We start from the raw sequence: 26,569 nt of genomic DNA on the forward strand, positions 1-26,569 counted from the left end.
ATAAGTGATGTATAATGATTATAAACGGTAATCAAACGAGAAAGGAGCAGAAAATGGATAGTGTTATACGTTTTAGTGTTTCTTTACCTAGTCAGTTACTTGACGAACTAGATAAAAAGGTTAGCGAACAAGGCTACGCTTCTAGGAGCGAATTTACGAGGGATTTGATACGTGAAAAGATCGTAAGTGATAGCTGGAAGGACGCTAGTGAGGAGTTGATCGGGGTTTTGACGCTCATTTATATGCATCATCACAACGATTTGGTGAATAAAAAGATGGATATAGAGCATAGCTCTGATGTGAAAATTATCTGCACAAACCATGTTCATGTCGATCACCATAACTGCTTAGAAACGATTTCAATAAGGGGCGAGGCTGGCAAAATTGAACGCTTTGCTGAAAGGATCGCCGGCTTAAAGGGTGTAAAATTTTCTAAACTCACAAGGGCAGCTATTCCTAGGTTTTAGTTTTTTAAGGGTCTTTATGGGTTTTAGGAATTTTTGGGATTTTTTTATAGGTGAAGCTAGCGGTGGTATCTTTCTTATCGCTGCTGCTTTAGTGGCATTTATCTTTGAAAATATTTTTTTAAGCAGTTTTTATAACTCATTTTTACAAATCGATACAAGGCTAAATTTTGGTAAATCGCCGATACAAAAGCCCCTTATCCTTTTGGTAAATGATAGTTTGATGGCCGTTTTTTTCTTTTTACTTGGGTTTAGACTTAAGCGAGAAATTTTTAAAGCAAAGCTTAGGAGCCTGACCCAAGCTACCTTGCTAAAAATTTTTATTATCGGCAGCATTTTAGCTTCTGTATTTTTTTATATTTTAAATCACAATTATATTTTTTGTTGAAAGATTAAGGCAGTGTCAATGGACATAAATACGGCATTAAGACACTGGCTAGAAATTTGGTGTTTTGTATATCTTATAAAAGAGAGTGTGAATAATGAACTTTTTAAATAGAATTTTTCTAACAAAAGAGCTAGATCGGTGGCAAAGTGACGGCATAGTCGATAAAGAGACTGCTATAAAAATAGCAAATTTATATGACATCGATCCTGACGCTCACAGCGACAAGATAAGTTTTGTCCTAAAACTCGTAGCATATCTCTTTTTTGCACTAGCATTTTTTACGCTCGTTGGTGCAAATTGGGAAGAGATACCAAGACTAGGACGTTTGGCACTTGTGTTATTTGTGCTTGGGCTTGTAAATTTTGGTGGAATTTACTATCTCGCAAAGGGAAAGGAAAATCTATCAACGGCGATGTTTTTTCTTGGAAATTTCTGCTTTGGTGCGGCGATTGCACTTATTGCTCAAATTTATAACATTAGCGATGAGCCAAGCGGTGGTATTTTACTTTGGAGTATCGGGGCGTTTGCGGTTTCTTTTGCTAGTAAAAAAGGTGTGTTGGTAGCCCAAAGCCTTATCTTTGCGACAGTTTGGTTTTTTATGATAGGCTATCAGGGCGACTTTGGTTTTGGCTTTATCATTTTTATAGTGCTTGGCGCATATACGCTTTACAAAGACGACTCAAAATGGTTGGCTTTTGTGCTTTTTATAGATATTTTTATATACATCATTTCATTTTGCGGCTACATTAGTGGTCTTAGAGCGATATTTGATTATGGATTTTTGTTTGGACTTCCGATGGTTGCGATCGTATCGCTATCTTATGCGCTTTTACTTATTAGCATTTCGCCGCTACTAGATAAATTTAGAGTAGGGCTTGGCGCATTTACGAAAGAATTTGGTAAAAATTTTGGCGTTTTTGTGTTGTTATTTTGTCTATTTTTATTTGAAGAAAGAAATTTATTTGAGGTTGGAGATGAAGAGCTTTGGTTTGTGAAGTCGTTTTTTAAAAGCAACTTTGGCTTTGTCTTTATCCTATTTAGTGTTGCTTATTTTGCACTATTTTTTAAAGAAAAAAATAAGAGTGGATTGCTACTTGGGGCACTGCTCGTGTCGTTGCCATTTGTCTTTAGCTACGGGCCTGGCTATGCAAATATATTTTTCTCGCTCGCAAATATCATAACGGCTGCGGTTCTTATCAAAAAGGGTGAGTTAAAACTTGGTCTTTGTATGATATTTTTGGTTGCAGCCGTGAGGTATTTCCAACTCATAGGTGATTATATCGGCGCTACGGCACTATTTATGGTGTTTGCTTTCATAGTGCTAGTTGTCGCTAGAAAAGGACGTAAAAAATGAAGATAAAAGTATTAATAGTAGCTGTAATTTTTCAAATTTCGCTTATTGGCATTATGCTTGGCTACGCGCTTATGCCACTTTATTTTGGGCAAGAGGTAAGAGTAAGGGTCAATCTTTATGATCCAAGAGATCTTTTTCGCGGAAATTATGTTGATTTAAACTATGAATTTTCAAATTTTCATTCAAGAAATTTTGACGAAAATGATAAAGATGACCGCTATATCGACCAATACGATGAGAGAGTAAGAGATGGGGCTAGAGTTTATGCTGTTTTAAAGCCAGATACTAATGGCACCTACAGCTTTGCTAAATTTAGTATAAGCAAACCAGAGAATGGAGTCTTTTTAGCTGGTAGATATGATGGTTACTCGCTCGTAAAATACGGCATAGAGCACTTTTATATGTCACCTGATAGTGCAGCTAATACTGAAGATGAAATGAGAGAAGAAGACGTTGATGCGTATGCGGTTTTGATGGTGATGGATAATGGCAAGGCTAGGCTAAAGGATTTAATAATCCAAAAGAATGTCCAAAAAAATAGTAAAAAGCTACTTGGTGATGAAAATTTTGATAAGTTGGATGAGATTAGGCAAAAAGAGTAAAGTAAATTTAGTCAAAATTCTTGTGTAAATTTCATTTATATTTTTAAATTTAAATAAATTAATTAATTTTGATCTATTTGCAAAAACTCCTAAATTTTAATTTTATTTTTAAATTTAAGAGTTAAAATCTCCATAAATTAATAAAAAAGGATGAAAAAATGTGTAAAGATTGCGGTTGTTCAATGGGAAATCACGCCCACACTCACACTCACGCTGATGGCACCACTCACTCACACCCACACACTCACGATGGGCATACGGACCACGCTCATGACGCACACGAGCATAGCCACAAGGCTCACGCACACCCTGTGCTAAACGAGAGCAAAACCATAGACGTGATAGAGAAAATTCTATCTGAAAACGACAAAGAGGCCGCTCACAACAGAGCCCATTTTGATGAGAAAAAGATACTTTGCGTAAATTTAATGAGTAGCCCAGGTGCTGGTAAGACGACGCTTTTAGAGGCTACGATAAATGCTGGTAAATTTAAAATAGGCGTTGTTGAGGGCGATTTGGAGACAAATCAAGATGCTGATCGCATAGTAAAAGCTGGTGCAAAGGCTCATCAGATAAGCACAGGTCAGACCTGTCACTTGGACGCATTTATGGTGCATGAAGGGCTTCACCATCTGCCGCTAAACGAGCTTGATCTAGTCTTTATAGAAAATGTTGGAAATTTAGTCTGCCCTGCAAGCTACGATGTTGGCTCGCATTTTAACGCTGTGCTTCTTTCGGTGCCAGAGGGCGATGATAAGGTGAGCAAATATCCAGTGATGTTTAGGGCTGCTGATGTGCTTCTCATCACAAAAGCTTCGCTTGCGCCGCACTTTGACTTTGATATCGAGCGAGTGAAAAACGACGCTAGAAAGCTAAATCCAAAGGTCGATATCTTTGTGATAGATAGCAAAACTGGTGAAGGTATCGATAAATGGATAAGTTATTTGGAATTTAAAAAAGAGCTAAGATAATGTGCCTCTCAATCCCTTCAAAAGTAATAGAAATAGATGAAAATAACGTTGCTACCGTTGAGACCTTGGGCGTTACTAGAAAGGTAAGCCTAGATCTCATATCTGAAGAGGTAAAGGTTGGCGAATACGTGCTAATCCACGTTGGATACGCCATGCAAAAGATCGATACGCAGTTTGCGCTTGAAAGCTTAGAGGTCTATCAAAAGATCGCTGATGATATGAACGCGGGGAAAATTTGATGGATCTTATCAATGACTTTCGCGATAAAAATTTAATCCTAGCCCTTTCAAAACTCATAAAAAAAGAGAGCACAAAGCCCCTAAATATCATGGAAATTTGCGGCGGTCATACGCATAGCATTATGAAATTTGCACTGCCAAACTTAGTTGGAGAGCATATAAATTTCGTCCACGGCCCAGGCTGTCCGGTCTGCGTGATGCCAAAGAGCCGCATAGATGAGGCCTGTAAGCTTGCTAGCATGGATAATGTGATCTTTTGCACGCTAGCTGACATGCTAAGAGTGCCTGGCTCAAAGACAAGCTTGCAAAAACTTCGTGGCGAGGGGCATGATATAAGAGCACTTTACACGCCACTTGATGCACTAAATATCGCTAAGCAAAATCCAGACAAAAAGGTCATATTTTTTGCCATTGGCTTTGAGACAACGACGCCAATGAGCGCAAATTTGGTTGAAAAAGTGGTGCAAGAGGGCATTAAAAATTTATACTTTCACATAAATCACGTAACTGTCCCAGCACCAGTTAGAGCCATAATGAGCGATGAAAACGTGAGGATAGATGCATTTTTGGGACCAAGCCACGTAAGCGTCATCACTGGAAGTAAAATTTACAAAGAGCTAGCGAGCGAGTTTAAAAGACCGATAGCCATTAGCGGATTTGAGCCACTTGACATCATGGCAAGTGTGCTAAATTTAGTCCGTCAGCAAAAAGAAGGAACATATGAGGTTTATAACGAGTACGCAAGGGCGGTTAAAGAAGAGGGCAACGTCAAGGCAAAAGAGCTCATAGCTAAGTACTTTGAGCCGTGCGACTTTGTCTGGAGAGGCCTTGGCAAGATAGCGCAAAGCGGCATGAAACTAAAAGATGAGTTTGCCTATCTTGACGCTAGAGTGCAGTTTGACTGCAACGTAGAGAGTGCCGGCGAGAGCAAGGCTTGCATTTGTGGGCAAATTTTAAGAGGGCTAGCAAAGCCAACAGAGTGCAAAGTCTTTGGCAAGGTCTGCAACCCGCAAAATCCGATAGGATCGTGCATGGTATCAAGCGAGGGCGCTTGTGCGGCATATTTTAAATACGCAAGAGTTGGTTAAGGAATTTAATGAAAAAGATAATGCTAAGCCACGGCGGTGGCGGCGAGGAGATGAACTCGCTTATAAACGAGACGATATTTAAAATTTTTGATAATGAAATTTTAAGACAGAGCAACGACTCGGCGATATTAAATTTAAACGGCAAGATCGCATTTAGCTCCGATAGCTTTGTGGTAACTCCCATTTTTTTTAATGGCGGCGACATCGGCAAGATCGCGGCTTGCGGCACGATAAACGACCTTGCGATGGTTGGAGCAAGCGCAAAATACCTAAGCTGCTCGCTCATCATCGAAGAGGGGCTTAGTATAGAAGAGCTTGAAACGGTACTTGGCTCGCTTGCAAAAACTTGTAAAGAGAGTGGTGTAAGCGTAGTTTGTGGCGATACAAAGGTCGTGCCAAAGGGCAAATGCGATAAGATTTTCATAAACACAGCAGGCATCGGCGAGATAGTTTGCGAAGGCGTGGAGCTTAAAAATTTAAAAGCAGGGGCAAAAATTCTCATCTCTGGAGATGTTGGCAGACACGGCGGCGTGGTGCTTGCAGCAAGAGAGGAATTTGAGCTTGGGCTTGATCTAAAAAGTGACTGCAAGAGTTTAAAAGAGGTCGCTTTAAGGCTATTTAGCGCTGGTATAAAGCCGCAGTGCATGCGTGATGCGACAAGGGGTGGGCTAAGTGCAGTGCTAAATGAATGGACTAAATTTGCTAAATTTGACATCTTGGTCTTTGAAGAAAATATCAAGGTCGCAGACGAAGTGATGGGCGTTTGTGAGCTGTTTGGATTTGAGCCTTATGAGCTTGCAAATGAGGGCACTTTTGTGATGGCTGTTGATGAGAGCCAGGCCGAGGACACACTTGGGATTTTGCGAGAATTTGATAAAAATGCGATGATAATTGGTGAAGTAATGGAGGCAAAAAACGAGCGTGTCATCATCGAAAACTCCTATAAATCAAGAAGATTCCTCGAGCCGCCAAAGGGCGAGCTACTACCAAGGATCTGCTAATGCACGAGCTTAGTATCGTTCAAAATTTAGTTAGCCTTTGCGAGAAAAACGCCGCCAAAGAAAACGCCAAAGAGATAAGCAAGATCGAGATAAAGGTTGGCCGTTTAAGCGGAGTGGAGCCACACTATCTGGAGAGTGCATTTGATGTTTATAAGGCTGGTACGATCTGTGAAAACGCCGAGCTTGTGATAAATTTGCAAGCTGTGGTTATTGAGTGTTTGGATTGTGGATTTGGCGGAGAGCTTAGTGAAAATGACTTCACCTGTCCAAAGTGCAAGAGCCAAAATTTAAAGGTAACTGAGGGCGAGGATATGTATCTTATGCGCCTTGAGATGAAGTAAATTTTGCGTATTATAATACGCAAAATTTTATGCTTTTTGTCAAAATATTTTAATAGCACTAGTATCAAAAAAATAGCTACCAAAACCTTGATCTTTAGCTTTCGATATCCTTTTTATGCGCTTTGCGAGCCGAGGATAATAAAAATAATCAAAAATGAGCACCACTCTTGGCTTTAGAAGCAGCCAATAATTTTTCTATAATTTCCATGCGTTGCAGATTTAAACTACTCAAATATCAAAAACGGAGCCTGAATCACGTTTCTTATTATCTTTAGAGGTGAGAGTAGGGCGTCTTGCAGGATCTGCGTCGAGTACTCAGGCTTATCGGTAGTGCCTCGTATGGCGATGACTGTTGAGAGCGAGCGGTCCTTGCCAAGGATTATTTGATTTACCAGTGGAATTTTATCAATGATACTGCTAGCATCTTTTAGTAGCTTTAGCTCAAGGTCGATGTTTATCTTTTTACTCTTTAGATCGATCGTGCCACGCCCACCGATATCAGCGCTTGTGCCTATCATTTCAATCGCTAAAAACTCGATCATATCGCCGTTTCTAGTGAGTAAAATTTTACCATTTTTAACAGTAAAGCCTTTGTCGTTAAAATCAGGTGTTTTAAAGCTAAGAAGCGATGGAACCGAGTTTAAAAAGCTAAGCAGTCTTTGATAAAAGATATAATCTTTTAAAAAAGTATCAAAAAATCTTACCTCAGCCTTAAAATTTTTAGTATTCTCTCCAAGTAGTTTTAGGCGAAATTTACCACCCTCAAAGCTCTTGATGCCAAAAAGGTCGTTGATAAATTCTCCGCTTATGTCGGTTGCGTCTAAATTTATACTCTTTTCATCATTAAAATAGCCAACTCTTCCTTGCTGCGCCAGCCCATTTAGCGAGGTGCTTTTACCCTTTTTCTCGGCACTAAAGCTAGCAAATGGCAAGGTCTTGTTTAGATCCCTTAAAATGATATCGCCATTTTTTGCTAAAAGCTCAAGCGGCGTGCTTTGCTCGCTAGTTTTGTTATCGTCAAGCACTAGCAAATTTAGGTCTTTAGTTTTTACGTTTATGGCTTTTTCTTTTATGTCTAGGCTTAGCTTTTTACTTGCGCTATCTACCTTTACACCAGCTTTTGAGACTAAAATTTTAAGATCATCATTTTCATATTTTGAGCCATTTTTATCTAAAAACGGCAAATCAAAGTTTGCTCCTTTGGCAAAAAATTCAAGATCAGTAAAATCCTTGCTTTTTATACTAAGTTCATCAAAACCACGCACGCCGTTTTGCTTTAAAACAGGTGAGTTCTCTATGAAAAATTTACTATTTTTTGTTGCTATTTTACTTTCACTGCCAAAGCTCATATCAAGTCCAAATGGCTCTAACTTAAGCAAAGTTTCATCAGCCTTGCTAAAGTCTAAAAATGCGCTAAATGGCTCATTTTCAAAGACTAAAATTTCATCATTTTTCTCTTTTAGATCAAAGCTTTCTATTGTACCTTTTATCTCGCCAGTACTTTTTTGTAAATTTATATCAGCCTTAGCATTTGCTTTAAAAAACTCAAGCCCAAAGCCAGTAGCATCGATGTTTAAATTCGTCGTATTTATGAGCTTTACAAGGGCGTTTTTAGCGTTAAATTTACTCCCAGCTATTTCTAAAACCGCGTCGCTTAGTTTAAATTCTCCATTTGCAATGACGCTTTTTTCATCAAAATTTTCTAAGCTTTTCTCATCAAGTTTTATTAAAATTTTTAAGCTAGCATCCATTTTTCCGCTAAGCTGCCTTACTGGCACGATGATCTTATAGGCTTTTAATATCTCGTTTATAGCTTCATCATAGATCGATTTTGTCTTTATAAGTAGCTCTAAATTTGCGCTTTTTTCATCAAAGATATTATTTATCACAACGCTTGAGCCATCAAGCTTTTTGCCCTTGTAAATAGGCGAAATAAGATCAAATTTAAGCTTTGAGTTTTTAAGCGTGATATTTGCCTCGCCTACATTTACGGCCGGCAAGCCTTTTTCAAATTTAACGAGCAAATTTTTAGTATTTGCGGTGACATTTAGATCATTTAGATAAAAGTTATTTTTAGCTAGATCAGCCTTGCCATTTATCTCTTTTAGCTCGTAATCATCAGCAACGATGTATCCATATATCCAGTTTTTAACTTCACTATTTAGCTCTATGCGTCTGTCAAGCTCATCAATGAAGTTTTTAATGCTTCCAGCCTCAACATCGTAAGCTTTGTAAGTTAAAAATGTATCTTTTAGAGCAAAATTTAGCTTACCGTGCAGCTCATGAGAGGTGAAATTTCCCTCAAATTTATAGTCATTTTTATCAAAATCTGCACTCCCTTCGCCGCTAATGCTCACGTTAAAATCCTTAAAGCTTAAATTTCTAACGCTAAAAAGATCTATTCCATCTTGCTGTTCGTTTTGGAATTTTATATCCACGTTTAAATAAGGGCTATCAACAAAAAATATATCATCTAAAAATAGAATTTTTAGTTTAAAATCATCTCCTATTTGCACATTTTCAAGTGAAATTTCTTGAAAAATCGTATCTATAAAATCTACACTTTTACTAAGATTTAAAAGGCGCTCATCGCTGCTTTTTTGCTTGCTCTCTTTCTTAAAATTTGGAAGCCTTATCTGCTTTGCTCTTGCAATTATTTTTTTATCTAATTTTATATATAATTGCTCCAATTTTACGCCGTAAAACTCGAAATCGTTAATTTTTATGCCGTATTTTAAAAGCAAAGCAAGCGAAAGAATCAAGATGATAAAAAATTTTATTAAAAAGCCATATTTAGACATTTTTTTTGATATCGTAGCCATCATTTTCCTAAGTATTTTTGTCTATTTGGCACGCCCTATAAACACAAGCAAGGTCGTTTTTATACCAAAGGGAAGTGTGGGCGAGATTATATCTTATTTAGCTAATCGCAACTTTAACTTAAGCGTGATAGACAAGTACGCCATACTTTTTATCGGCTCTCCGCAATCTGGCTGGATAGAGATCGGCCAAGATAAAATTTCAAGGGTTGATTTTTTAAAAAAACTTGCAAAATCAAAAGCAGCTTTAACCGAGATAACGCTAATACCAGGTGAAACGACTATCGTTTTTTTAAACCAGATCGCCGCCCAGCTAGGACTTGATCCAGTTAAGCTAAATAGCGAATATAACGCTCTTGCTCCAGTGAGTGACGGCTTTTTGATGCCAAATACATATAAAATCCCAATAGGTATCAGCGAAAGGCACCTTGCTTTTTATCTTGTAAATTCATCAAGAAAGGCTCAAAGCGAGATCAGCAATAAAATTTTTGGCGAATACAACGAGAAAAAATGGTTTAAAATTTTAACGATTGCTTCGATAATTCAAAAAGAAGCTGCAAACGACGCTGAGATGCCACTTGTCGCCTCAGTCATTTATAACCGCCTAAATAAGGGCATGAGGCTGCAAATGGACGGTACACTAAACTATGGAATTTATTCGCACGATGTGATCACGGCTGAGCGCATAAGAAGTGATATGAGCGAGTTTAATACCTATCTAAACGACGGCATTCCGCCAAGTCCGGTCTGCTGCGTCTCGATAAGTGCGATCAAAGCGGCGATAAACCCTGCAAAGAGCGATTATTTATACTTTGTGCTTGATAAAAAGGCGAAAAAACACATTTTTTCAAAAACCTTAAGCGAGCACAACCAAAATATAGGAAAATAGAGCTAGAATTTGCAGCAAACGCCTAAAATACAACGATATTTAATAAAGAAAGTGATAAATTTTAAAAAACTAAAAGGGCTAAAATGAGTGACATTATCTGGACCAAAACTGACGAAGCACCGCTTTTCGCAAGCTACTCTCTTTTTCCTATCGTAAAGAGCTTTTTATCACGCGCTGACATTAGCATAACTAGGGCCGATATTAGCCTAGCTGGGAGAATTTTATCTCTTTTCAGTAAGGAGCTTGGACTAAATAAGGCCGATGAGCTGGAGCTTTTGGGTGAGCTGACCGCCCACAAAGAGGCAAATATTATAAAGTTGCCAAACATCTCAGCCACGCTCGTTCAGTTAAAAGCAGCGATAGAGGAGCTTAGAAGCAAGGGCCTAAATGTGCCTTTTTATCCAGATGAGATCATCACAGACTACGACGAAGAGATCGCTAAAAAATACCAAAAAGTGCTAGGAAGTGCAGTAAATCCAGTGCTTAGGCAAGGAAACTCAGATAGAAGAGTCTTGCCACCGGTTAAAGAATTTGCCAAAAAGCATCCTCACAGCAATGGCGACTGGGATAAGACAAATAAGACAAAAATTTGCTACATGCAAAAGGGCGATTTTTATGAGAATGAGCGCTCAATAATCGCTAACAAAGATGAGAAATTTTATGTAAATTTCATAAGTAAAGAGGGCAAAAAAGAGCTTTTAAAAGAGCTTACCATCCAAAGCGGAGAAATAGTTGATGCCACATATTTAAGTGTAGATGAGCTAGATAAATTTTATGTAAGCTGTTTTGAAGAGGCAAAAAAAGAGAATTTGACCTTGAGCCTGCACCTAAAATGTACGATGATGAAGGTTAGCGATCCAGTCATCTTTGCTCACGCGATAAAAAGTTATTTTAAAGAGGCTTTTGAGCTATTTGGTGAAGAGTTTAAAACTCATAGCGTGGAGGCAAAAAACGGCTTAAAAGATATGTTTTCTAAAATTTCGCAGCTTAAAAATAAAGATGAAATTTTGGCTAAATTTGATGAAATTTTGAGCAAAAAGGCAAAAATTTGGGCATTGAATGAAAATGCCAGCAACTTTGACGTACCAAATGACGTCATCATCGACGCCTCCGTGCCAGCACTCATTAGAAACTCTGGCAAGGTAAAAGATAGAAGCGGCGAGCTAAATTTTTCGCTTTGCATGATCCCAGATAGGACCTACGCTAGAGTTTATGAGGCTTGTGTAGCGGACTTTAAGGAGCATGGCGCACTTGACGTGAGCAAGATCGGCAGCGTGGCAAACGTGGGGCTAATGGCTAAAAAGGCCGAGGAATACGGCAGCCACGATAAGACTTTCATCGCAAAAGAAGACGGAGAATTTGTAGTTTTTGATGAGGCTGGCGAGAATGTCTTTAAATTTAGTGTTAAAAGTGGCGACATTTTTAGGATGACGCAGGCAAAAGACGATGCGATAAATGCGTGGTTTGAGCTTGCTTTAAAAAGAGGCAAAATTTCAAAAGATGAGCTTATTTTTTGGCTAGATAGTAGCCGTGCTCATGATAGAAATTTGATAGCTAAATTTGAAAGATTTAAAGAGGAATTTGCTAGAGCTGGCGTAAAATTTGAAATTTTAAACTACGAGCAAGCGACTGCAAAAACGCTTAGCTTGATAAGAGCTGGCAAAAACGTCATAAGCGTAACTGGTAACGTTTTAAGAGATTATCTAACCGATCTTTTCCCGATCTTTGAGCTAGGTGGCAGCTCAAAAATGCTCTCGGTCGTGCCGCTACTTGCTGGTGGAGCGATGTTTGAAACGGGCGCTGGCGGAACGGCTCCAACGCTTGTAAAAGAGCTAAAAGAGAAAAATCATCTACTTTGGGATAGTCTCGGCGAGTTTTTAGCGCTTAGTGCTTCGCTCGAGCATTTGGCATTTGTTAAGCAAAAAAAAGAGGCAAAAGAGCTAAGTGATGCGCTAAATAGAGCGGTTGCTAGCTATTTGGACGAAAACAAAACGCCAAATGCCACTCTTGATACCAGAGAATCGCACTTTTATTTAGCGCTTTTTTGGGCAAGAGAAATGGCAAAAAGTGGCAGAATTTTAAGCAAAATTTTTGAAAATTTAGCAGACGAGCTAGAGAAAAATGAGAGCAAAATTTTAAAAGAGATAAGACAAAATGATGGTGCAAGTGTGGAATTTGGCGGATATTATTTGCCAGATGAAGTGAGGGCAAATGAGGTCATGAGACCAAGTAAAATTTTAAATCAAATAATAGGATGAGAAAATGAAAATAAGTATAGTTGGAGCTGGAAACGTCGGTGCGAGCATAGCATATGTGCTTTGTATGAGAGAAGTTTGCGATGAGATCGCGCTTGTGGATATATTTGGTGACGTGGCACGTGCAAAAGCGATTGATCTAGCGCAGTCAAGTTGCGTATTTAACGCAAAAACTACCGTTTGCGGTGGCGATGACTTTATGCTAATAGAGGGCAGTGATATCGTAGTGGTAACTGCTGGAAGCCCAAGAAAAGAGGGTCAAACAAGAGAGGACTTACTTCTTAAAAACGCCGTTGTTGTAAAACAAACAGCTCAAAATATCGCAAAATTTGCACCAAATGCGGTGATAATTGTCGTGACAAATCCGCTTGATGTGATGGTCTGGACGGCTCATAAATTTAGTGGCTTTAGCAAAAATAAAGTGATCGGCATGGCTGGTGAGCTTGATGGGGCAAGATGCAGATATGAGCTAGCACTTCTAAAAGATAAGGATGCAAAAGAGCTAAAGACAAAGATAATTGGCGCTCACAACGACGAGATGATCGTATCTGCTAGTAATATCAGCGAAAATTTAAACGAAAATGAGCTAGCAATTCTTAAAAAAGAGACAAGCACAGGTGGCGCAAAGATCGTTAAGCTTCTTGGCACTTCAGCTTACTACGCACCAGCGGCTGCAGTTGTGAAAATGTGTGAAGCGATCATGGGCAAGAGTGATGAAATTTTAAGTGCTAGCGTGCTTATTGATGATGAACTAAGTTGCGGCAGGCTAGTAAGGCTTGGACGCGAGGGCTTAAAAGAAATTTTAGAGCTAAATATAAATGAAAGTGAGCAAGAGCAGCTAAGTAAAAGCGAAGCTGATATTAGAAAAAACATTAAATTTTTAAAAGAAAATTTGGATTAGGAATATAGATGATAATAAAAGAAAATGTACCTGTTTGGGTCGATGAGAGCAGGTGTAAGGCCTGTGATGTCTGTGTGAGCTACTGCCCAGCAGGCGTGCTAGCAATGAGACTTGAGCCAAAAGCGGTGCTTGGTAAGATGATAGAGGTCGTCTATGCTGACTCATGTATAGGCTGTCGCGACTGTGAGCTTCATTGTCCTGATTTTGCCATTTATGTGGCAGAAAAAGGCTTTAAATTTGCAAAGCTAACGCCTGAAAGTAAAGAGCGAGCCGCTGCCGTAAAGGCAAATAAATTTGCAAAGCTTGGAGAAAGCGCATGAGAGAGCTAGTATCAACTGGAAATGCCCTAGTAGCAAGGGCTGCGGTCGAGTGCGGCTGTAACTTCTTTGGCGGATATCCGATCACTCCAAGTAGCGAAATCGCCCACGAACTAAGCGTACTTTTACCAAAATATGGTGGCACATTTATACAAATGGAAGATGAGATAGCTGGAATTTCAGTTTCTCTTGGTGCAAGTGCGAGCGGTGCTAAGGCGATGACTGCTAGCTCAGGTCCAGGAATTTCACTAAAGGCTGAGCAAATAGGTCTTGGCTTTATCGCTGAGATACCGCTTGTCATCGTAAACGTAATGCGTGGCGGCCCTTCAACTGGCTTGCCAACCCGCGTCGCACAAGGCGATATCTTGCAGGCCAAAAACCCAACTCACGGCGATATAAATATGATAGTGCTAGCCCCTAGTAGCCTAGAAGAGTGCTATACGCAGACTGTGCGTGCCTTTAATCTCGCAGCTAGGTTTATGACGCCAGTTATGTTGCTACTTGATGAGACGATAGGACACATGCAAGCAAGGGTTAGTTTGCCTGAGATCAGCGAGCTAGAAATTTATAAAAGAAAAGAATTTAGCGGCGAGCCAAAAGAGTATAAACCATACGAGGCCGCACCAGACGCGCCAGCCACGCTAAATCCTTTCTTTAAAGGCTATCACTACCACATAACTGGGCTTCATCACGGCGCAACTGGCTTTCCAACAGAAGATGGTAAGATCGTTGAATACTCAATGAATAGGCTGTTTAACAAGATAAATTTACACACTGATGAGTGCGAGAAATTTAAAGAGTTTATGCTAAATGACGCTGAAATTTGCATCATCGCCTTTGGTAGCGTGGCGCTTTCAGCTAAGCAAGCGATATTAAATTTACGTGAAAAAGGGCTAAAAGTAGGGCTATTTAAGCCACTCACACTCTTTCCAGCTCCAGCTAAAAAGCTAAAAGAGATATCAGATAAATTTAATAAAATTTTAGTCTGCGAGCTAAATTTAGGTCAGTATAGTGGCGAAATTTCAAAGATCACCTTGAGAGATGACTTTGCAAAACTACTAAAAGCAAACGGCAGACCGATAAGCCCAAGCGAGATCGAGGCGAAGATAGGAGAAATTTATGGCTTTTAATTACGATAAATATTTACGAACAGATAAAATGCCTACTCTTTGGTGCTGGGGCTGTGGCGATGGCGTCATACTAAAGGCGCTCATCCGCGCTATCGACACCATGGGCTGGGACATGAACGACGTTTGCGTGGTCTCAGGCATAGGCTGCTCTGGGCGTTTTAGCGGATATCTTGACTGCAATACCATCCACACAACTCACGGCAGAGCCGTAGCCTACGCGACTGGCGTAAAGATGGCAAACCCAGATAAGCACGTAATCGTGGTAACTGGCGACGGCGACGGACTTGCGATAGGAGGCAACCACACGATACATGGATGCCGCCGAAATATCGGGCTAAATCATATATTAATCAACAACTTCATCTACGCGCTAACCAACTCGCAAACCAGCCCAACCACGCCAAAGGGCATGTGGACGGTCACAGCGCAATACGGCAACATCGATCCTAGCTTTGATGCCTGTAAGCTCGCAACTGCCGCAGGTGCTAGCTTTGTCGCGCGTGGAAGCGTCATCGAGCCAGAGAAGCTTACAAAGCTCTTTGTTGAGGGCTTTAGCCACGATGGATACAGCTTTTTTGATGTATTTTCAAACTGCCATATAAATTTAGGTCGCAAGAACAAAATGGGCGAGGCGGTGAAAAATTTAGAGTGGATAAAGGGCCGCACGACGAGCAAGGTCAAATTTGACATGCTAAGCGACGAAGAAAAAAAGGGCATTTTCCCACTTGGTGTGCTTCACAAAGATGAAGAAAAGATCGAATACACCAAGGCTTACGACATGGTAAGAAGGGCTGCTATGAACAATGAAGCGATAAATTTTGAGGAGCTAGCATGAAGTCACAACTAAGATTTGTCGGCGTTGGCGGACAGGGCGTCATACTAGCAGGCGAGATCCTCTCAGCTGCCAAGATAAAAGCAGGCGGATACGGCGTCAAGGCATCTACCTACACATCTCAGGTGCGTGGCGGTCCAACGAAGGTCGATATCATACTTGACGAGAAAGAAATTTTATATCCTTACGCAAACGAGGGCGAGATAGACTTTATGCTTGCCACTGCGCAGATAAGCTACGATGCCTTTAAAAGCGGCGTGAAAGAGGGCGGTGCGATCGTTGTCGAGCCAAATTTGGTAAAAGTAAGCGACGAGGACAAAAAGCGCTGGAAAATTTATGAAATTCCTATCATCTCTATCGCAAAAGACGAGGTTGGTAACGTCATCACTCAAAGCGTCGTGGCTCTTGGTGTGGCTGTGGCGATGAGTAGGTGCATGGATGAAAATTTAGTGCGTGAAGAGATGCTAGCAAGCGTGCCAGCTAAGGTCAAAGAGGCAAATGCTAAAGCTTACGAGCTAGGCCTAAAATACGCAAAAGAGCTTTTAAAATAAATTTTGGCTAATTTTTAGCCAAAATTTCTACTAAAAATAAAAAAATAGCTTTTATTATATTTTTATTAATTATTACTTTTCTTAAAATCTAAAGCATTATTTGTCGATATAAAAAATTATATTTATAGTTTTTATTTATCTTATCAAAGCTATGAAATTTTTAAAAAATAGTTCTCATAATACCTTATTTTAGCTTTCTTAAATAAAATGTATTTTTAAATATTTAATAAATTAATAAATTATATTTAAGATTTGTTTTAGTAACATTTTAGACGTAAAAATTTCATAAAAGGAGTAAAAGTTGAGTTACAAAATCTTAGTTGCAACATGTGCTGCACTTTTGATGTGCAGTGGTTTTTTAAGTCAAGTTTTTGCTGTGCAAACGACAAAGCTTGAGGGCATTGAAGTAAATTCAGTCGGTGATAATATCAGCGAGAGTGGTATCGATGAAGGAATTTTAAGCAAAAGAGTCGCTGCTGGTCCTTTGGCTGATAAAAAAGTGCTTGATATGCCTTATCAAGTAAATACGATCTCAAAAGAGGTACTTGACAACCAAGGTGTTCAAGGTTTTGAAGATGCAGTTAGGTATTTTCCTTCAGCACAAATTCAATATCGTGGCGGTGGCGATGTTGGTCGTCCGCAAACTCGTGGTTGTTGTTGGCAATGTCCTTTGGGATGGCTTTTATGCTTCATCAACCACAGCTATACCTATGGCGATGTTTGAGAGTTTGCAAATCCAAAATGGACTTGCTGGATCACTTTATGGTGGTGCTACACCTTCTGGATATTTCCTATACTCTCGTAAACGCCCAGTTTCACTTCAAAACATCATCTGGACTGATTACAGCTCAAGGTCAAATTTGGGCGTAGGACTTGATACTTCAAATAAATTTGAAAAAGTTGGATATAGAGGCGTCTTTTACTACTCAGGCGGTGAAAAGAATGCCAAAGATAGTAAATTCTCTCGTCGCTTAGCCTCACTAGGACTTGATTTTTATCTTACAGAGAATTTAACACTTGAGACAAACTTTAGTCACTATGAGCATAAAAACTCAGGTATGCCAGGTGGATTTAGTATGCCATTAACAAACGGAGTTGCAGACTTTGACGTACCAAGCCCTGTAAAAGATACCAAAAGAGGACTTGAGCAAACATTTGGTGGTAATCACCTAAAACAACAACAGCTAGTGTAAAACTAAAATATGCTCCAACAGAGAACTGGTACTTTGAGGGCGGCTATCAGTGGCAAAAGGCTATCAGAGATATGTATGGCACCGATGGAAAATTTTTAAATCAAAATGGAGATTATGAAGTTACTAAAAGTGGTGGTAGTGGTGCATCTGGTAGATTTGATGTAGACAGCTGGTTTTTAAAAGGTTTGACAAATTTTGAAACAGGTTCTTTATCACATAATTTTGCCGTAGCTACAAAAGGATATCGCTGGACTATTTATAGTGCTAGAAATAGAGGTGAAGAAAGAGTACTTGGTAACTCAAATTTATATCATCCAGTAATATTTAATAATCCACATGTAAAAAAAGGAAGCGGTAGATATAAAAGTAGTAGTAGCGATATGAAAAATATTTCTGTTGTTGATGATATTAAATTTAATGACTACTTTAGCACTATCTTATCAGTTTCAAGAAGTTGGTTTACAAGCTATAAGCTAGATCCATCTAAAGAGAAAAATTATGATAAAAGTGGCTTTAACTACGGTGTAAGCCTTGTATATAAGCCAGTTGAAAACGTAAGTCTTTATACTACTTTGCAGATAGTATCTCAAATGAACAATCAACTTATACTTTTAGAAGAGGACTTAGAGCAGGTGAGACTTTAACGGTAGAACCTATTAGAAGCAAACAATATGAGATCGGTGCGAAAGCTAGACTAGGTGAGCTTAATCTATCAGCTGCGATCTTTGAGATCAAGCGTCCAGTAGCATATCTGGTCGGTAGTGGAGCAAATGCAGAGTATAAAATTCAAGGCATACAAAGAAACCGCGGCTTTGAGCTAACTACTGGTGGAAAGCTTGTTGATACTTTAAGTATGTATGGTGGCTTTACACTTCTTGATGCTAAGATAAAAAATGCTAAAGACGGCGTGTCTGAGGGTAAAACAGTTATCGGTGAGCCAAAATTTCAAGCAAATGTCTTGTTTGACTACGCAGTTCCTAGTACAAATAAACTTGCATTTACAACAAATTTTCACTACACAGTCAAGCGCTACATAGACAATGCCAACGCTCATAGCGTAAATGGCTACTTCACAACCGATATTGGAGCTAGATACACTACAAAAGCTTGGTTAGGCAAAGAGACAACTATAAGATTTGACATAAATAACCTCTTTGATAAAAAATACTGGGCGGGAATGTTCCCATCTGATGTAGATGGAGCGATTGCTGGACGCGGAACTTCGCTTTTCTTAGGACAAAGCAGAACCTTCATGCTTTCAGCTCAAGTTAAATTCTAAAAACCAAAGCCAAATTTATTTTGGCTTTAGGCTCTTTAAATTTGCCCTTTTTGTAGGGCAGATTTAAATAACCAAAGGGAGAAAGATGCAAGGGCTGGTTGATTATCAAGCGATTTTGGAGCAAGTGTTCTCGCCTACTTTGCAAAAAGTAAAAGGCAAAGATGGCGGCGTAAATTGGGATGATTACGCAGATATGTATAACGAGATGACACGCATGGAAGCAGCTTCTACGCTAAATTTACTTTCAAACCTGCCTATCACAAAAGATGACAGCGTGCTTGACGTGGGGTGTGGTCCTGCAAGGCTTAGCGTGCCACTTGCAAAGCTAGCAAAGAGTGTAAGCGCGCTAGATCCGTTTGCTAAAATGCTTGAATACGCTAAAAAAATGCAAAAGAGGCTGGGGTAAAAAATATAAATTTCATCCAAAAAGACTGGAGTGATGAGCAGAGTTTAAAGGATCTGCCAAAACACGACATCGTGCTAGCATCACGCTCAGTTGGTCTTTTTGATATAAAAAAGCTTTGCAAATTTGCTAATAAATATGTCGTGATGACCTCTTTTTTAATGGATTATCCAAGTTTAAAAACGTTCTGGCAAGACTTCTTAAAAGGGATAAAAGATGAAAACGAGACAGGACTAAGCGACAGGAGATTTGGCTACAACTTTATCTTTAATATCGCCTACGACATGGGGGCAAATCCAAATTTAAAGATAATTGACACCATTTTTGAGAGGGATTTCGCTAGCCTTGAAGAGGCGTTTTCTTATTTTAGATTTGTCGGTGAGGTCGCGCCTGAAAAAGAAGAAATTTACAAAGAAAATGTAAAAAGCTACCTTACAAAGACCAAAAGCGGCTTTAAATTTAAAAGAGAAACCAAGAGCTATCTTATCTGGTGGGACGTGCGGGAGATGAAATTTGAGTAGCCAAAAGATCATTTTCGCATTATTTGCGCTTCTTTTGCTGGTGCTCTTTTTTCGCTAGGCATCGGACGCTACGAGATAAGCTACGTTCAAATTTTTGAGTTTATAAGATCAGCCATTTTAAACGAGCAACCAAGCGACGAGCAAGGCTACACGGTCTTTACGCTCATTCGCTTGCCAAGGGTGCTTTTTGCCGTCCTTGTCGGTGCAGCGCTTGCTAGCTCTGGAGCTGTCTATCAAGGTCTTTTTAAAAATCCTTTAGTCTCGCCTGACATCCTTGGCGTCTCAAGCGGCGCAGCTGTGGGAGCGAGCGTGGCCATCATCTTAAATTTCAACTACATAGGCGTGCAGCTTAACGCCTTTGGCTGCGGTCTTTTTGCTGTTTTTGCCGTCGTTTTTATAAGTAGCGTCATCGCAAAGGGCAGGCTAAATTTACTCGTGATGGTGCTAACTGGCATCGTCATCTCATCTCTTTTTGGAGCGCTTAGCTCGCTCATAAAATTTCTAGCTGACAGCGAAGATAAGCTGCCTGAAGTTACTTTTTGGCTGATGGGAAGCCTTGTAAGAAGTGGCGGATATAAAAATTTAGCTCTACTTTTTTGCGTAGTCATGATCTGCCTTGTGCCACTTTTCATGCTTCGCTACAAGCTAAACACGCTTAGTTTTGGCGAAGAAGAGGCTAGGGCGATGGGGCTAAATGTGAAATTTTATAACATCATAATCATCATCGCCTCGACACTTCTAACTGCTACTTGCGTCTCATTTTGCGGTATCGTGGGCTGGGTGGGGCTAGTCATCCCTCACATCATGCGCTTTGTCGTGGGGGCAAATTTCATCACGCTCTTTCCAGCATCACTGCTTGGCGGAGGACTATTTTTACTGATAGTTGATACCACTTCACGTAGCTTAATGGCAAGCGAGATCCCATTTGGCGTCATCACTTCGCTAGTTGGCGCGCCTGTTTTTGTCTATTTGCTTTATAAGAGTAAAAAAGGTTTTGCGTGAAATTTGAGATCAAAAATTTAAGCTGCGACTACGATAAAAAGGTCGTTATAGAAAATTTCAATGCAAATTTACAAGATGGCGATATCTTTTGTCTGCTTGGTAGCAACGGTGTTGGCAAAACTACAACATTTAAGACGATACTTGGCTTTTTAAAGCCACTTGGGGGCAAAATTTTAATAGACGGCAAAGACGCGCTAAAGATGAGTGAGAAAGAGCGAGCAAGCTTTATAAGCTATGTCCCGCAAGCTCACACACCGCCATTTACCTTTAGCGTTTTTGACGTGGTGATGATGAGTGCAAATGCCAGACTTGGTATATTTGAGCGCCCTAGCAAAGAGGATGAGAAGATAGCGCTAGATGCGTTAAAGACGCTAAATTTAGAGAGCTTTAAAGATAAAATTTACACCGATCTAAGCGGTGGCGAGCGGCAAATGGTGCTGATAGCTAGGGCTTTAGCGCAACGCTCAAAGGTTATGCTACTTGACGAGCCAACGGCAAATTTAGACTTTGGTAATCAAATGCGAGTTTTAAAAGAGATAAAAAAGCTCGCAAAGCAAGGCTACATCATTATCCTCACCTCGCATCAGCCAGAGCAGGTCTTTTATCTAAACGCGAGAGTCGCGATGCTTGGACGGGATAAAAACTACATCTACGGCGAGGCTGGCGAGGTGATGAGTAGCGAAAATTTAAAGAAAATTTACGGCGTAGATATACGAGTGGTGAAAAATATCATCGATGAGCGCGAGCATTACTCTTGCGTGATGGCGGATTGAAAGGAGAATATATGTTTAAGAAAATTTTGCTTTTGGCTTTTTTACTTGTTAGTTTGCAAGCAAGAGTGGTGCTTGATAGCGACGATAAAAAGGTAGAAGTGCCTGATGTGATCGAGCGTGCGACGCCTTTGATAGGGGCTTTTGTGCAGGTCTCTGCGATGCTTGGCAACGAAGATCATATAATTAGTAGTGCGCCAAAACTGCCTGCGCTCATGTCTAAAATTTTTCCAAAAATAAAGAGCAACGACAATAAAAGCGGTATGCTAAGTAGCAGCGTCGAGACTATCATCGCGTCAAAAACGCAAGTTGTTTTTGGGCCAGTTGGTATGATGTTTGATGAAAATAGCAAGGCTCAGCTTGAGAGTGCTGGCATAGCGGTTGTGAAGATAGATAAATTTCAAAGCATCAAAGAGATACAAGATAGCTTTAGCAAGATCGCTGAAATTTGGGGCGAAAAGAGTGTAAAAAGGGCGCGTGAGTTTAATGACTATTTTAACGACAACATAAAATTTGTAAGCCAAAAAACAGCAAATTTAACGCCAAAAAAGAGAGTTTTGGTGCTTAACTATAACTCAGGAAACTTTAACACCATCAGCTCAAAAGATATCGGCGCAGAGTATATTAGCGTGGCTGGTTGTATAAATTTAAGCTCAGAGCTAAGCGATAAGGATTTTAAAATTTCAAAAGCGATAAACGAAGAGCAAGTCGTCATCTTTAACCCAGACATCATCATCACAAATTCACAAAAAAGTGCCGATGCTATCGCTAAAAACGCATCATTTGCCAAGCTAAAAGCTGTGCAAAATGGAGAAATTTTTGTAGTGCCAAGTGGCGTTTATCTTTGGAGCGTAAGAAGTGCTGAGGGTGCGCTTTATCCGCTTTGGCTGGCTAAGACATTTTACCCAGAGCAGTTTAGCGATCTAAATTTAGAGCAAAAAACAAGAGAGTTTTACGAGAGATTTTATAACTATAAGCTAAGTGATGGCGAGCTAAAAGAAATTTTGTACCCAAAGGGTGAATTTTGATAATAAGACAAAAATAATGTTATTTATTATATTTAATATATTTGTTTAAGTATAAAAGTAAATTTATCTTCCTAATATCCTAAAAAAGAGCTTCTAAAGCTTAAAAACTCAAAAATAAAAATAAACTTCAAATTGGTAGAAATTTTTATATATCTTATAAATTTTTCTACCATTAAATTTATATAAATTACCTTGAAAAGCCCATTCTATCCTTTTTGATTTTAATATTAGCTCTCATTTCTTAATCTAAAATAAATCTTTATGTTTCTTTTAAGTAAATTTAATGTAATCTTTCATTATTAATTATTTAATTAATATAGTTGTTTTAAAAAATGTTAAGAAATGAACTGGCGGTGCGTTTTAAACGCTAAAAATTTACTAAGATAGGAAGTTATCAATGAGTGAAAAATTTACCAGAAGAGAATTTCTACAAAGTGCCTGTATCAGCGTAGGTGCGCTAGCTACAACAGCTGGTGCAACCAATGTTTTTGCTGGTGAGTTGCCAAAAGGCAATGAAAGTGGCTTGCCATCTGTTGATGTGCTAATAATCGGTTCTGGTGGTGCTGGACTTCGTGCAGCAACAGCCGTTCGTAAGCAATATCCAAACTCAACCGTCGTTGTTGCTACAAAGATGATGCCATCACGTAATGCGACCTGTATGGCAGAGGGTGGAATAAACGGCGTTACTGACTTTAGTAATGGCGATAGCTTCAAGCTTCACGCTTATGACACAGTTAAAGGTGCGGCTTATCTTGCCGACCAAGATGCAGTTGTGAAATTTTGCGAGGCAGCAGGCGCAGTCATCCACGAGCTAGACCACAATGGCATGCTCTTTTCTCGTATAGATAATGGCGACGTGTCCCGTAAAGATAATGGCGACGTGGCATTTCGCTTCATGGGTGGTGCTAGTAAAAAACGCTGTAACTACGCAGCTGATAAAACTGGCCACATTTTGATGCACGCCTGTCTTGACGACGCTATCACAGCTGGCGTTAAATTTCTAATGGATCATGAGCTACTTGAGATCGGTCTTGAGGATGGCAAGGTTGAAGGCGTCGTTCTTCGCAACATCCAAGATGGTCAAATTTACCCAGTTCTTTGCAAATCTCTTGTTATCGCAACTGGCGGATACACTAGAATTTTTTATAACCGCACATCAGTTCCATTTATAGCAACTGGTGATGGCATCGCTGCTGCGCTTAAAGCAGGTCTTGGTTTTGAAGACCCTGAGATGCTTCAGTTTCACCCAACTGGCGTTCAAAATGGTGGCACACTAATCACAGAAGCTGCTCGTGGCGAGGGTGGTTACTTGCTAAACAACAAGGGCGAGCGCTTTATGAAAAACTATCACGAAAAGATGGAGCTAGCTCCGCGTGACGTCGTTGCTCGTGCGATCGAGACAGAAATTCGCGAGGGTAGAGGCTTTGGCGAGGGTATGAGCGCTTATGTGCTTTGCGATGTTCGTCACCTTGGCAAAGATACTATCATGAAAAAGCTTCCAAAAATTCGCCACACTGCTATGCTTTTCCAAAACATCGATCTAATCGAGCAACCAGTGCCTATCCGTCCGACAGCTCACTACTCAATGGGTGGTATAGAGGTAGCTAAATTTGATGATATGAGCACAAAAATATCTGGAATTTACGTAGGTGGTGAGGCTTCATGCGTATCTATCCACGGTGCAAACCGCCTTGGTGGCAACAGCCTAACTGACGCAGTTGTAACTGGCGATCTAGCTGGCAAAGGTGCTGGCGCTTACGCTCAAAATGCAAAATTTGCAAGCGGCAAAAAGACTTCTGAGCTAGCAAAAATGTGGCAAGATAAATTTAAATCTATCGCAACAGGCGAGGGCGGCGTAAATGATATGTACGCGCTTCGTGAAGAGCTTGGTAAAAATAACTGGGATCTAATGGGTATCTTTAGAACTGGTGCCAAACTTGATCAGCTTTCTAAAAATTTAGAAGCTATCCAAGCAAAATATGACACCCTTAAAGTGCCAAATAAAAATCCAGTCATGAATACCGCCTTTACCGACTATGTCGAGCTTGGCAACCTTATTCTCCTTTCTCGTGCAGCATGTCTTGCAGCACAAAATCGTCTTGAGAGCCGTGGCGCTCATACAAGAGAGGACTATCCAAAAAGAGATGATGCGAATTTCTTAAAACACAGCATCGTTACACTAAATGACGGCAAGTTGGAGCTTGGTTACAAAGATGTTGTGACAGGCATATTTTCACTTGACGGCAAAAAGCCAGAGTAAGGAGCTAGGATGAAAATTATTATCGACCGCTTTGACGGAACTAAAAAATATGAATCAACTTATGAACTAACAAACGAAGAGATCAAAGGCAAAACTCTTTTAACAGTGCTTCTTGATATCAAACAAAAAAAGGATGCGACGTTAAATTTTACTGCATCTTGCCGTTCAGCGATATGTGGAGCGTGCGCTGTTAGAGTAAATGGTCACTCATATCTAGCCTGTGATACAAAGATGAACGAGCTTTTGGCTGAGTATGACAATCCAGAGAGCATAAGAATTTCGCCTCTTGGAAATTTCAGGGTTATATCTGATCTTATGGTGGACTGGGAGCCAAGTATCGAAAATTTACGCAAGATCAAACCAAGCATCACTGCTAAGTCAGAATTTAGCGCAGAAAAAGGCTGCAAGCAAAGTCAAAAAGAGTACGAAAAAGTAGCGCTTGAATGGGACTGCATACTTTGCGGTGCGTGCGCTAGCGAGTGTAATAAACTAGAAGCTGATGCGAGCGACTATATGCAGCCATTTGTCTTTGTGCATGCTTACAGAGCGGCGTTTGACTCACGCAACAAAGATCCTATGCCGCACTTAAAACCAGCTATCGACAACGGCCTTTGGATGTGTGTAAAGTGCCAAGAGTGCGCTGACCGCTGTCCAAAAGGTATAAGTGCATGCAAAGATATAACTGATCTTCGCATCATGGCTATACAAAAAGGCTTTGATGATGGTATGGGGCCAGATCACGCTGAGGCATTCTTAACCGATCTAGTTGATGGCTCAGGCAGACTAAATGAGATCAAGCTTGCACTTCGCTCTGAGGGAGTGTTTAGAAATATGGGCAAAATGGATATCGCTGCAAATTTAATGCTTGCAGGTAAGATGAATCCACTTCATATTTTTGGAGAAGAGGACATAGAAGGACATGATGATCTAGTAAAAATGATAAATGCGGCTCGAAAAGCTGCTAGTAAGGAGTAACTATGCAAAACGAATTCGCTTTTTTCCCAGGATGCGTACTCTCTCAAGCAGCTAAAGAGGCTAAGATGTCGCTTGAAGCTATCGCTCCGATACTTGGCTGGAAGCTTCACGAGATAAAGGGCTGGAGTTGCTGTGGTGCCCAACAAGCACAAGACGTCGATCCTATCGCTACGCTTGTGGCAAATGCTAGAAATATAGCGCTTGCAGAGCAGATGAATATGCCTATGCTTACGACATGCTCAACTTGTATGCTAACTCTAACAAGAGCTAAAACTACGCTTGATAAGGGTGCAAAGGACCGTATAAATACTTTCTTGGCTGAGGGCAATATGAAATATAACGGCTCAACCGAGGTTACAAGCCTTCTTTGGGAGCTTTATAAAGATATAGATACTCTAAAAGCAAAGGTTGTTAAACCACTTAGTGGGCTAAAAGTAGCACTATTTTACGGCTGCCACAGCCTAAGACCTGAAAAAGATCTGCATAACAGGGAAAGCTCAGTCAATCCAAAGAGCTTTGAAACTGTTGTAGGCGCACTTGGTGCTATTATCGTGCCATTTGAGAAAAGACTTGACTGCTGTGGTTTCCACGCTAGCTACCCAGCCGGCACATCTGTAAGAAAAATGTCAAGCCAGATCGTAAATAACGCCGATGAAAACGGCGCTGACGTAGTTGTCACACCATGCCCACTTTGTCAAATGCAGCTTGACATCTACCAAGAGAGATATCAAGATGAGAACCACTCAGATGTTAGAAAACCTATCATCCACCTCTCTCAGCTTGTAGGTCTTGCACTTGGACTATCTGTCGAAGATCTAGGACTTGATCTAAACATCATCGACGCTACTAAGATAGCGTAAATTTATCCCACGTCCTTTGGCGTGGGAAATTCTTAAAATTTATTTTTCTATTACAAATAAAGCAAATTTGGCATTTTATAAAAATTTTTAATATAAAAATGGATCAAAAATAATAAAATTTATTATGTAAATTCTT

Annotated in this window: 28 protein-coding genes and 1 pseudogene; 28 read left to right on the forward strand and 1 reads right to left on the reverse strand. The window is 40.0% G+C overall.

The features are described 5' to 3' along the window. The first annotated feature begins 53 nt into the window (after positions 1-53). From nikR to hypA, 9 genes are all read left to right on the forward strand, one after another. Complete coding sequence (gene nikR, locus FZ949_RS00630) at positions 54-467, forward strand: nickel-responsive transcriptional regulator NikR (protein ID WP_021091291.1); 414 nt, start codon at positions 54-56, stop codon at positions 465-467. Between the two features lie 16 nt (positions 468-483). Continuing rightward, complete coding sequence (locus FZ949_RS00635) at positions 484-852, forward strand: Na+/H+ antiporter NhaA (RefSeq protein WP_103579810.1); 369 nt, start codon at positions 484-486, stop codon at positions 850-852. A 94-nt stretch (positions 853-946) separates the two neighbouring features. Then, positions 947-2,206: a DUF2157 domain-containing protein gene (locus FZ949_RS00640; RefSeq protein WP_103579811.1), complete on the forward strand. Its 1,260-nt coding sequence runs from the start codon at positions 947-949 to the stop codon at positions 2,204-2,206. Continuing rightward, positions 2,203-2,808, forward strand: a complete 606-nt coding sequence (locus FZ949_RS00645) for a GDYXXLXY domain-containing protein (protein ID WP_103579812.1) — start codon at positions 2,203-2,205, stop codon at positions 2,806-2,808. The genes FZ949_RS00640 and FZ949_RS00645 overlap by 4 nt, the downstream gene beginning before the upstream one ends. A gap of 158 nt (positions 2,809-2,966) precedes the next feature. After that, positions 2,967-3,779 (forward strand): hydrogenase nickel incorporation protein HypB, encoded by an 813-nt coding sequence (gene hypB / locus FZ949_RS00650; protein ID WP_103579813.1) that lies wholly within the window; start codon positions 2,967-2,969, stop codon positions 3,777-3,779. Beyond that, positions 3,779-4,018 carry a HypC/HybG/HupF family hydrogenase formation chaperone gene (locus tag FZ949_RS00655; RefSeq protein WP_054196671.1) on the forward strand — a complete coding sequence of 80 codons (240 nt, stop codon included), beginning with the start codon at positions 3,779-3,781 and terminating at the stop codon, positions 4,016-4,018. Before hypB ends, FZ949_RS00655 begins: the two co-directional genes overlap by 1 nt. Next, on the forward strand, positions 4,018-5,106 hold the full coding sequence (gene hypD, locus FZ949_RS00660; RefSeq protein ID WP_103579814.1) for a hydrogenase formation protein HypD: 1,089 nt from the start codon (positions 4,018-4,020) through the stop codon (positions 5,104-5,106). The genes FZ949_RS00655 and hypD overlap by 1 nt, the downstream gene beginning before the upstream one ends. An 8-nt stretch (positions 5,107-5,114) precedes the next feature. Next, the gene (hypE, locus tag FZ949_RS00665) at positions 5,115-6,107 is read left to right on the forward strand and encodes a hydrogenase expression/formation protein HypE (RefSeq protein WP_103579815.1); all 993 of its coding nucleotides are present in this window, start codon (positions 5,115-5,117) and stop codon (positions 6,105-6,107) included. Continuing rightward, positions 6,107-6,448 carry a hydrogenase maturation nickel metallochaperone HypA gene (gene hypA / locus FZ949_RS00670; RefSeq protein ID WP_103579816.1) on the forward strand — a complete coding sequence of 114 codons (342 nt, stop codon included), beginning with the start codon at positions 6,107-6,109 and terminating at the stop codon, positions 6,446-6,448. Before hypE ends, hypA begins: the two co-directional genes overlap by 1 nt. Positions 6,449-6,672: 224 nt before the next feature. On the opposite strand, the gene FZ949_RS00675 is transcribed toward hypA, so the two are convergent. After that, positions 6,673-9,138, reverse strand: coding sequence for a YhdP family protein (locus tag FZ949_RS00675; protein WP_103579823.1), 2,466 nt, complete (start codon positions 9,136-9,138; stop codon positions 6,673-6,675). A gap of 73 nt (positions 9,139-9,211) precedes the next feature. Here FZ949_RS00675 and mltG point away from each other — a divergent pair, with 73 nt between their 5' ends. The 19 genes and pseudogenes from mltG to sdhE all read left to right on the forward strand — a co-directional run bounded on the left by mltG (position 9,212) and on the right by sdhE (position 26,433). Beyond that, the gene (gene mltG, locus FZ949_RS00680) at positions 9,212-10,156 is read left to right on the forward strand and encodes an endolytic transglycosylase MltG (protein WP_103579817.1); all 945 of its coding nucleotides are present in this window, start codon (positions 9,212-9,214) and stop codon (positions 10,154-10,156) included. An 83-nt stretch (positions 10,157-10,239) separates the two neighbouring features. Then, positions 10,240-12,414: an NADP-dependent isocitrate dehydrogenase gene (locus tag FZ949_RS00685; RefSeq protein WP_103579818.1), complete on the forward strand. Its 2,175-nt coding sequence runs from the start codon at positions 10,240-10,242 to the stop codon at positions 12,412-12,414. Positions 12,415-12,418: 4 nt separating this feature from the next. Next, entirely contained in the window at positions 12,419-13,312 is an 894-nt protein-coding gene (locus tag FZ949_RS00690) for a lactate/malate family dehydrogenase (RefSeq protein ID WP_148789995.1), read from the forward strand. 8 nt (positions 13,313-13,320) lie between these two features. Further along, positions 13,321-13,632 (forward strand): 4Fe-4S dicluster domain-containing protein, encoded by a 312-nt coding sequence (locus FZ949_RS00695; RefSeq protein ID WP_021091402.1) that lies wholly within the window; start codon positions 13,321-13,323, stop codon positions 13,630-13,632. Continuing rightward, complete coding sequence (locus FZ949_RS00700; RefSeq protein ID WP_103579820.1) at positions 13,629-14,759, forward strand: 2-oxoglutarate synthase subunit alpha; 1,131 nt, start codon at positions 13,629-13,631, stop codon at positions 14,757-14,759. Before FZ949_RS00695 ends, FZ949_RS00700 begins: the two co-directional genes overlap by 4 nt. Further along, a complete protein-coding gene (locus FZ949_RS00705) occupies positions 14,749-15,594 on the forward strand; it encodes a 2-oxoglutarate ferredoxin oxidoreductase subunit beta (RefSeq protein WP_107953914.1) in 846 nt (281 codons plus the stop codon). The genes FZ949_RS00700 and FZ949_RS00705 overlap by 11 nt, the downstream gene beginning before the upstream one ends. Further along, positions 15,591-16,142: a 2-oxoglutarate:acceptor oxidoreductase subunit OorC gene (locus FZ949_RS00710; RefSeq protein WP_054196662.1), complete on the forward strand. Its 552-nt coding sequence runs from the start codon at positions 15,591-15,593 to the stop codon at positions 16,140-16,142. Before FZ949_RS00705 ends, FZ949_RS00710 begins: the two co-directional genes overlap by 4 nt. A 301-nt stretch (positions 16,143-16,443) precedes the next feature. Beyond that, the gene (locus tag FZ949_RS09470) at positions 16,444-16,866 is read left to right on the forward strand and encodes a TonB-dependent receptor plug domain-containing protein (RefSeq protein ID WP_234401515.1); all 423 of its coding nucleotides are present in this window, start codon (positions 16,444-16,446) and stop codon (positions 16,864-16,866) included. Then, a complete protein-coding gene (locus FZ949_RS09475) occupies positions 16,769-17,335 on the forward strand; it encodes a porin family protein (RefSeq protein WP_262367760.1) in 567 nt (188 codons plus the stop codon). The genes FZ949_RS09470 and FZ949_RS09475 overlap by 98 nt, the downstream gene beginning before the upstream one ends. A 47-nt stretch (positions 17,336-17,382) precedes the next feature. Continuing rightward, positions 17,383-17,979: pseudogene (locus tag FZ949_RS09480) on the forward strand (hypothetical protein); the annotation flags it as partial. A 32-nt stretch (positions 17,980-18,011) separates the two neighbouring features. Next, entirely contained in the window at positions 18,012-18,614 is a 603-nt protein-coding gene (locus FZ949_RS09485) for a TonB-dependent receptor domain-containing protein (protein ID WP_258033443.1), read from the forward strand. A gap of 85 nt (positions 18,615-18,699) precedes the next feature. Next, entirely contained in the window at positions 18,700-19,020 is a 321-nt protein-coding gene (locus FZ949_RS09490; protein WP_258033437.1) for a class I SAM-dependent methyltransferase, read from the forward strand. Between the two features lie 71 nt (positions 19,021-19,091). Further along, complete coding sequence (locus tag FZ949_RS09495; RefSeq protein ID WP_262367762.1) at positions 19,092-19,538, forward strand: hypothetical protein; 447 nt, start codon at positions 19,092-19,094, stop codon at positions 19,536-19,538. A gap of 21 nt (positions 19,539-19,559) precedes the next feature. After that, positions 19,560-20,540 (forward strand): FecCD family ABC transporter permease, encoded by a 981-nt coding sequence (locus tag FZ949_RS00725; protein ID WP_410369077.1) that lies wholly within the window; start codon positions 19,560-19,562, stop codon positions 20,538-20,540. Beyond that, positions 20,537-21,313: an ABC transporter ATP-binding protein gene (locus FZ949_RS00730; RefSeq protein WP_148789996.1), complete on the forward strand. Its 777-nt coding sequence runs from the start codon at positions 20,537-20,539 to the stop codon at positions 21,311-21,313. Before FZ949_RS00725 ends, FZ949_RS00730 begins: the two co-directional genes overlap by 4 nt. An 11-nt stretch (positions 21,314-21,324) precedes the next feature. After that, complete coding sequence (locus tag FZ949_RS00735; RefSeq protein ID WP_148789997.1) at positions 21,325-22,338, forward strand: ABC transporter substrate-binding protein; 1,014 nt, start codon at positions 21,325-21,327, stop codon at positions 22,336-22,338. A 397-nt stretch (positions 22,339-22,735) separates the two neighbouring features. Continuing rightward, positions 22,736-24,598 carry an 8-methylmenaquinol:fumarate reductase flavoprotein subunit gene (gene sdhA / locus FZ949_RS00740; RefSeq protein ID WP_148789998.1) on the forward strand — a complete coding sequence of 621 codons (1,863 nt, stop codon included), beginning with the start codon at positions 22,736-22,738 and terminating at the stop codon, positions 24,596-24,598. Positions 24,599-24,607: 9 nt separating this feature from the next. Further along, positions 24,608-25,573, forward strand: coding sequence for an 8-methylmenaquinol:fumarate reductase iron-sulfur subunit (sdhB, locus tag FZ949_RS00745; protein WP_103593330.1), 966 nt, complete (start codon positions 24,608-24,610; stop codon positions 25,571-25,573). Positions 25,574-25,575: 2 nt separating this feature from the next. Beyond that, entirely contained in the window at positions 25,576-26,433 is an 858-nt protein-coding gene (gene sdhE, locus FZ949_RS00750) for an 8-methylmenaquinol:fumarate reductase membrane anchor subunit (RefSeq protein ID WP_148789999.1), read from the forward strand. Positions 26,434-26,569 lie beyond the last annotated feature (136 nt).

The sequence above is a fragment of the Campylobacter concisus genome, assembly GCF_902460545.1.
GTDB lineage: Bacteria > Campylobacterota > Campylobacteria > Campylobacterales > Campylobacteraceae > Campylobacter_A > Campylobacter_A concisus_AE.

Bases quoted from the DNA above. Each gene is read 5' to 3' on its own strand.
- FZ949_RS00690 (WP_148789995.1), top strand. From the start codon at position 12,419: ATGAAAATAAGTATAGTTGGAGCTGGAAACGTCGGTGCGAGCATAGCA.
- mltG (WP_103579817.1), top strand. From the start codon at position 9,212: ATGATAAAAAATTTTATTAAAAAGCCATATTTAGACATTTTTTTTGAT.
- FZ949_RS09475 (WP_262367760.1), top strand. From the start codon at position 16,769: ATGTTGGTCGTCCGCAAACTCGTGGTTGTTGTTGGCAATGTCCTTTGG.
- FZ949_RS00700 (WP_103579820.1), top strand. From the start codon at position 13,629: ATGAGAGAGCTAGTATCAACTGGAAATGCCCTAGTAGCAAGGGCTGCG.
- FZ949_RS00705 (WP_107953914.1), top strand. From the start codon at position 14,749: ATGGCTTTTAATTACGATAAATATTTACGAACAGATAAAATGCCTACT.
- sdhE (WP_148789999.1), top strand. From the start codon at position 25,576: ATGCAAAACGAATTCGCTTTTTTCCCAGGATGCGTACTCTCTCAAGCA.
- hypD (WP_103579814.1), top strand. From the start codon at position 4,018: ATGGATCTTATCAATGACTTTCGCGATAAAAATTTAATCCTAGCCCTT.
- FZ949_RS00655 (WP_054196671.1), top strand. From the start codon at position 3,779: ATGTGCCTCTCAATCCCTTCAAAAGTAATAGAAATAGATGAAAATAAC.
- FZ949_RS00710 (WP_054196662.1), top strand. From the start codon at position 15,591: ATGAAGTCACAACTAAGATTTGTCGGCGTTGGCGGACAGGGCGTCATA.
- FZ949_RS00695 (WP_021091402.1), top strand. From the start codon at position 13,321: ATGATAATAAAAGAAAATGTACCTGTTTGGGTCGATGAGAGCAGGTGT.
- FZ949_RS00735 (WP_148789997.1), top strand. From the start codon at position 21,325: ATGTTTAAGAAAATTTTGCTTTTGGCTTTTTTACTTGTTAGTTTGCAA.
- hypE (WP_103579815.1), top strand. From the start codon at position 5,115: ATGAAAAAGATAATGCTAAGCCACGGCGGTGGCGGCGAGGAGATGAAC.
- FZ949_RS09490 (WP_258033437.1), top strand. From the start codon at position 18,700: ATGCAAGGGCTGGTTGATTATCAAGCGATTTTGGAGCAAGTGTTCTCG.
- FZ949_RS00640 (WP_103579811.1), top strand. From the start codon at position 947: ATGAACTTTTTAAATAGAATTTTTCTAACAAAAGAGCTAGATCGGTGG.
- FZ949_RS00635 (WP_103579810.1), top strand. From the start codon at position 484: ATGGGTTTTAGGAATTTTTGGGATTTTTTTATAGGTGAAGCTAGCGGT.
- hypB (WP_103579813.1), top strand. From the start codon at position 2,967: ATGTGTAAAGATTGCGGTTGTTCAATGGGAAATCACGCCCACACTCAC.
- nikR (WP_021091291.1), top strand. From the start codon at position 54: ATGGATAGTGTTATACGTTTTAGTGTTTCTTTACCTAGTCAGTTACTT.
- hypA (WP_103579816.1), top strand. From the start codon at position 6,107: ATGCACGAGCTTAGTATCGTTCAAAATTTAGTTAGCCTTTGCGAGAAA.
- FZ949_RS00645 (WP_103579812.1), top strand. From the start codon at position 2,203: ATGAAGATAAAAGTATTAATAGTAGCTGTAATTTTTCAAATTTCGCTT.
- sdhB (WP_103593330.1), top strand. From the start codon at position 24,608: ATGAAAATTATTATCGACCGCTTTGACGGAACTAAAAAATATGAATCA.
- sdhA (WP_148789998.1), top strand. From the start codon at position 22,736: ATGAGTGAAAAATTTACCAGAAGAGAATTTCTACAAAGTGCCTGTATC.
- FZ949_RS00685 (WP_103579818.1), top strand. From the start codon at position 10,240: ATGAGTGACATTATCTGGACCAAAACTGACGAAGCACCGCTTTTCGCA.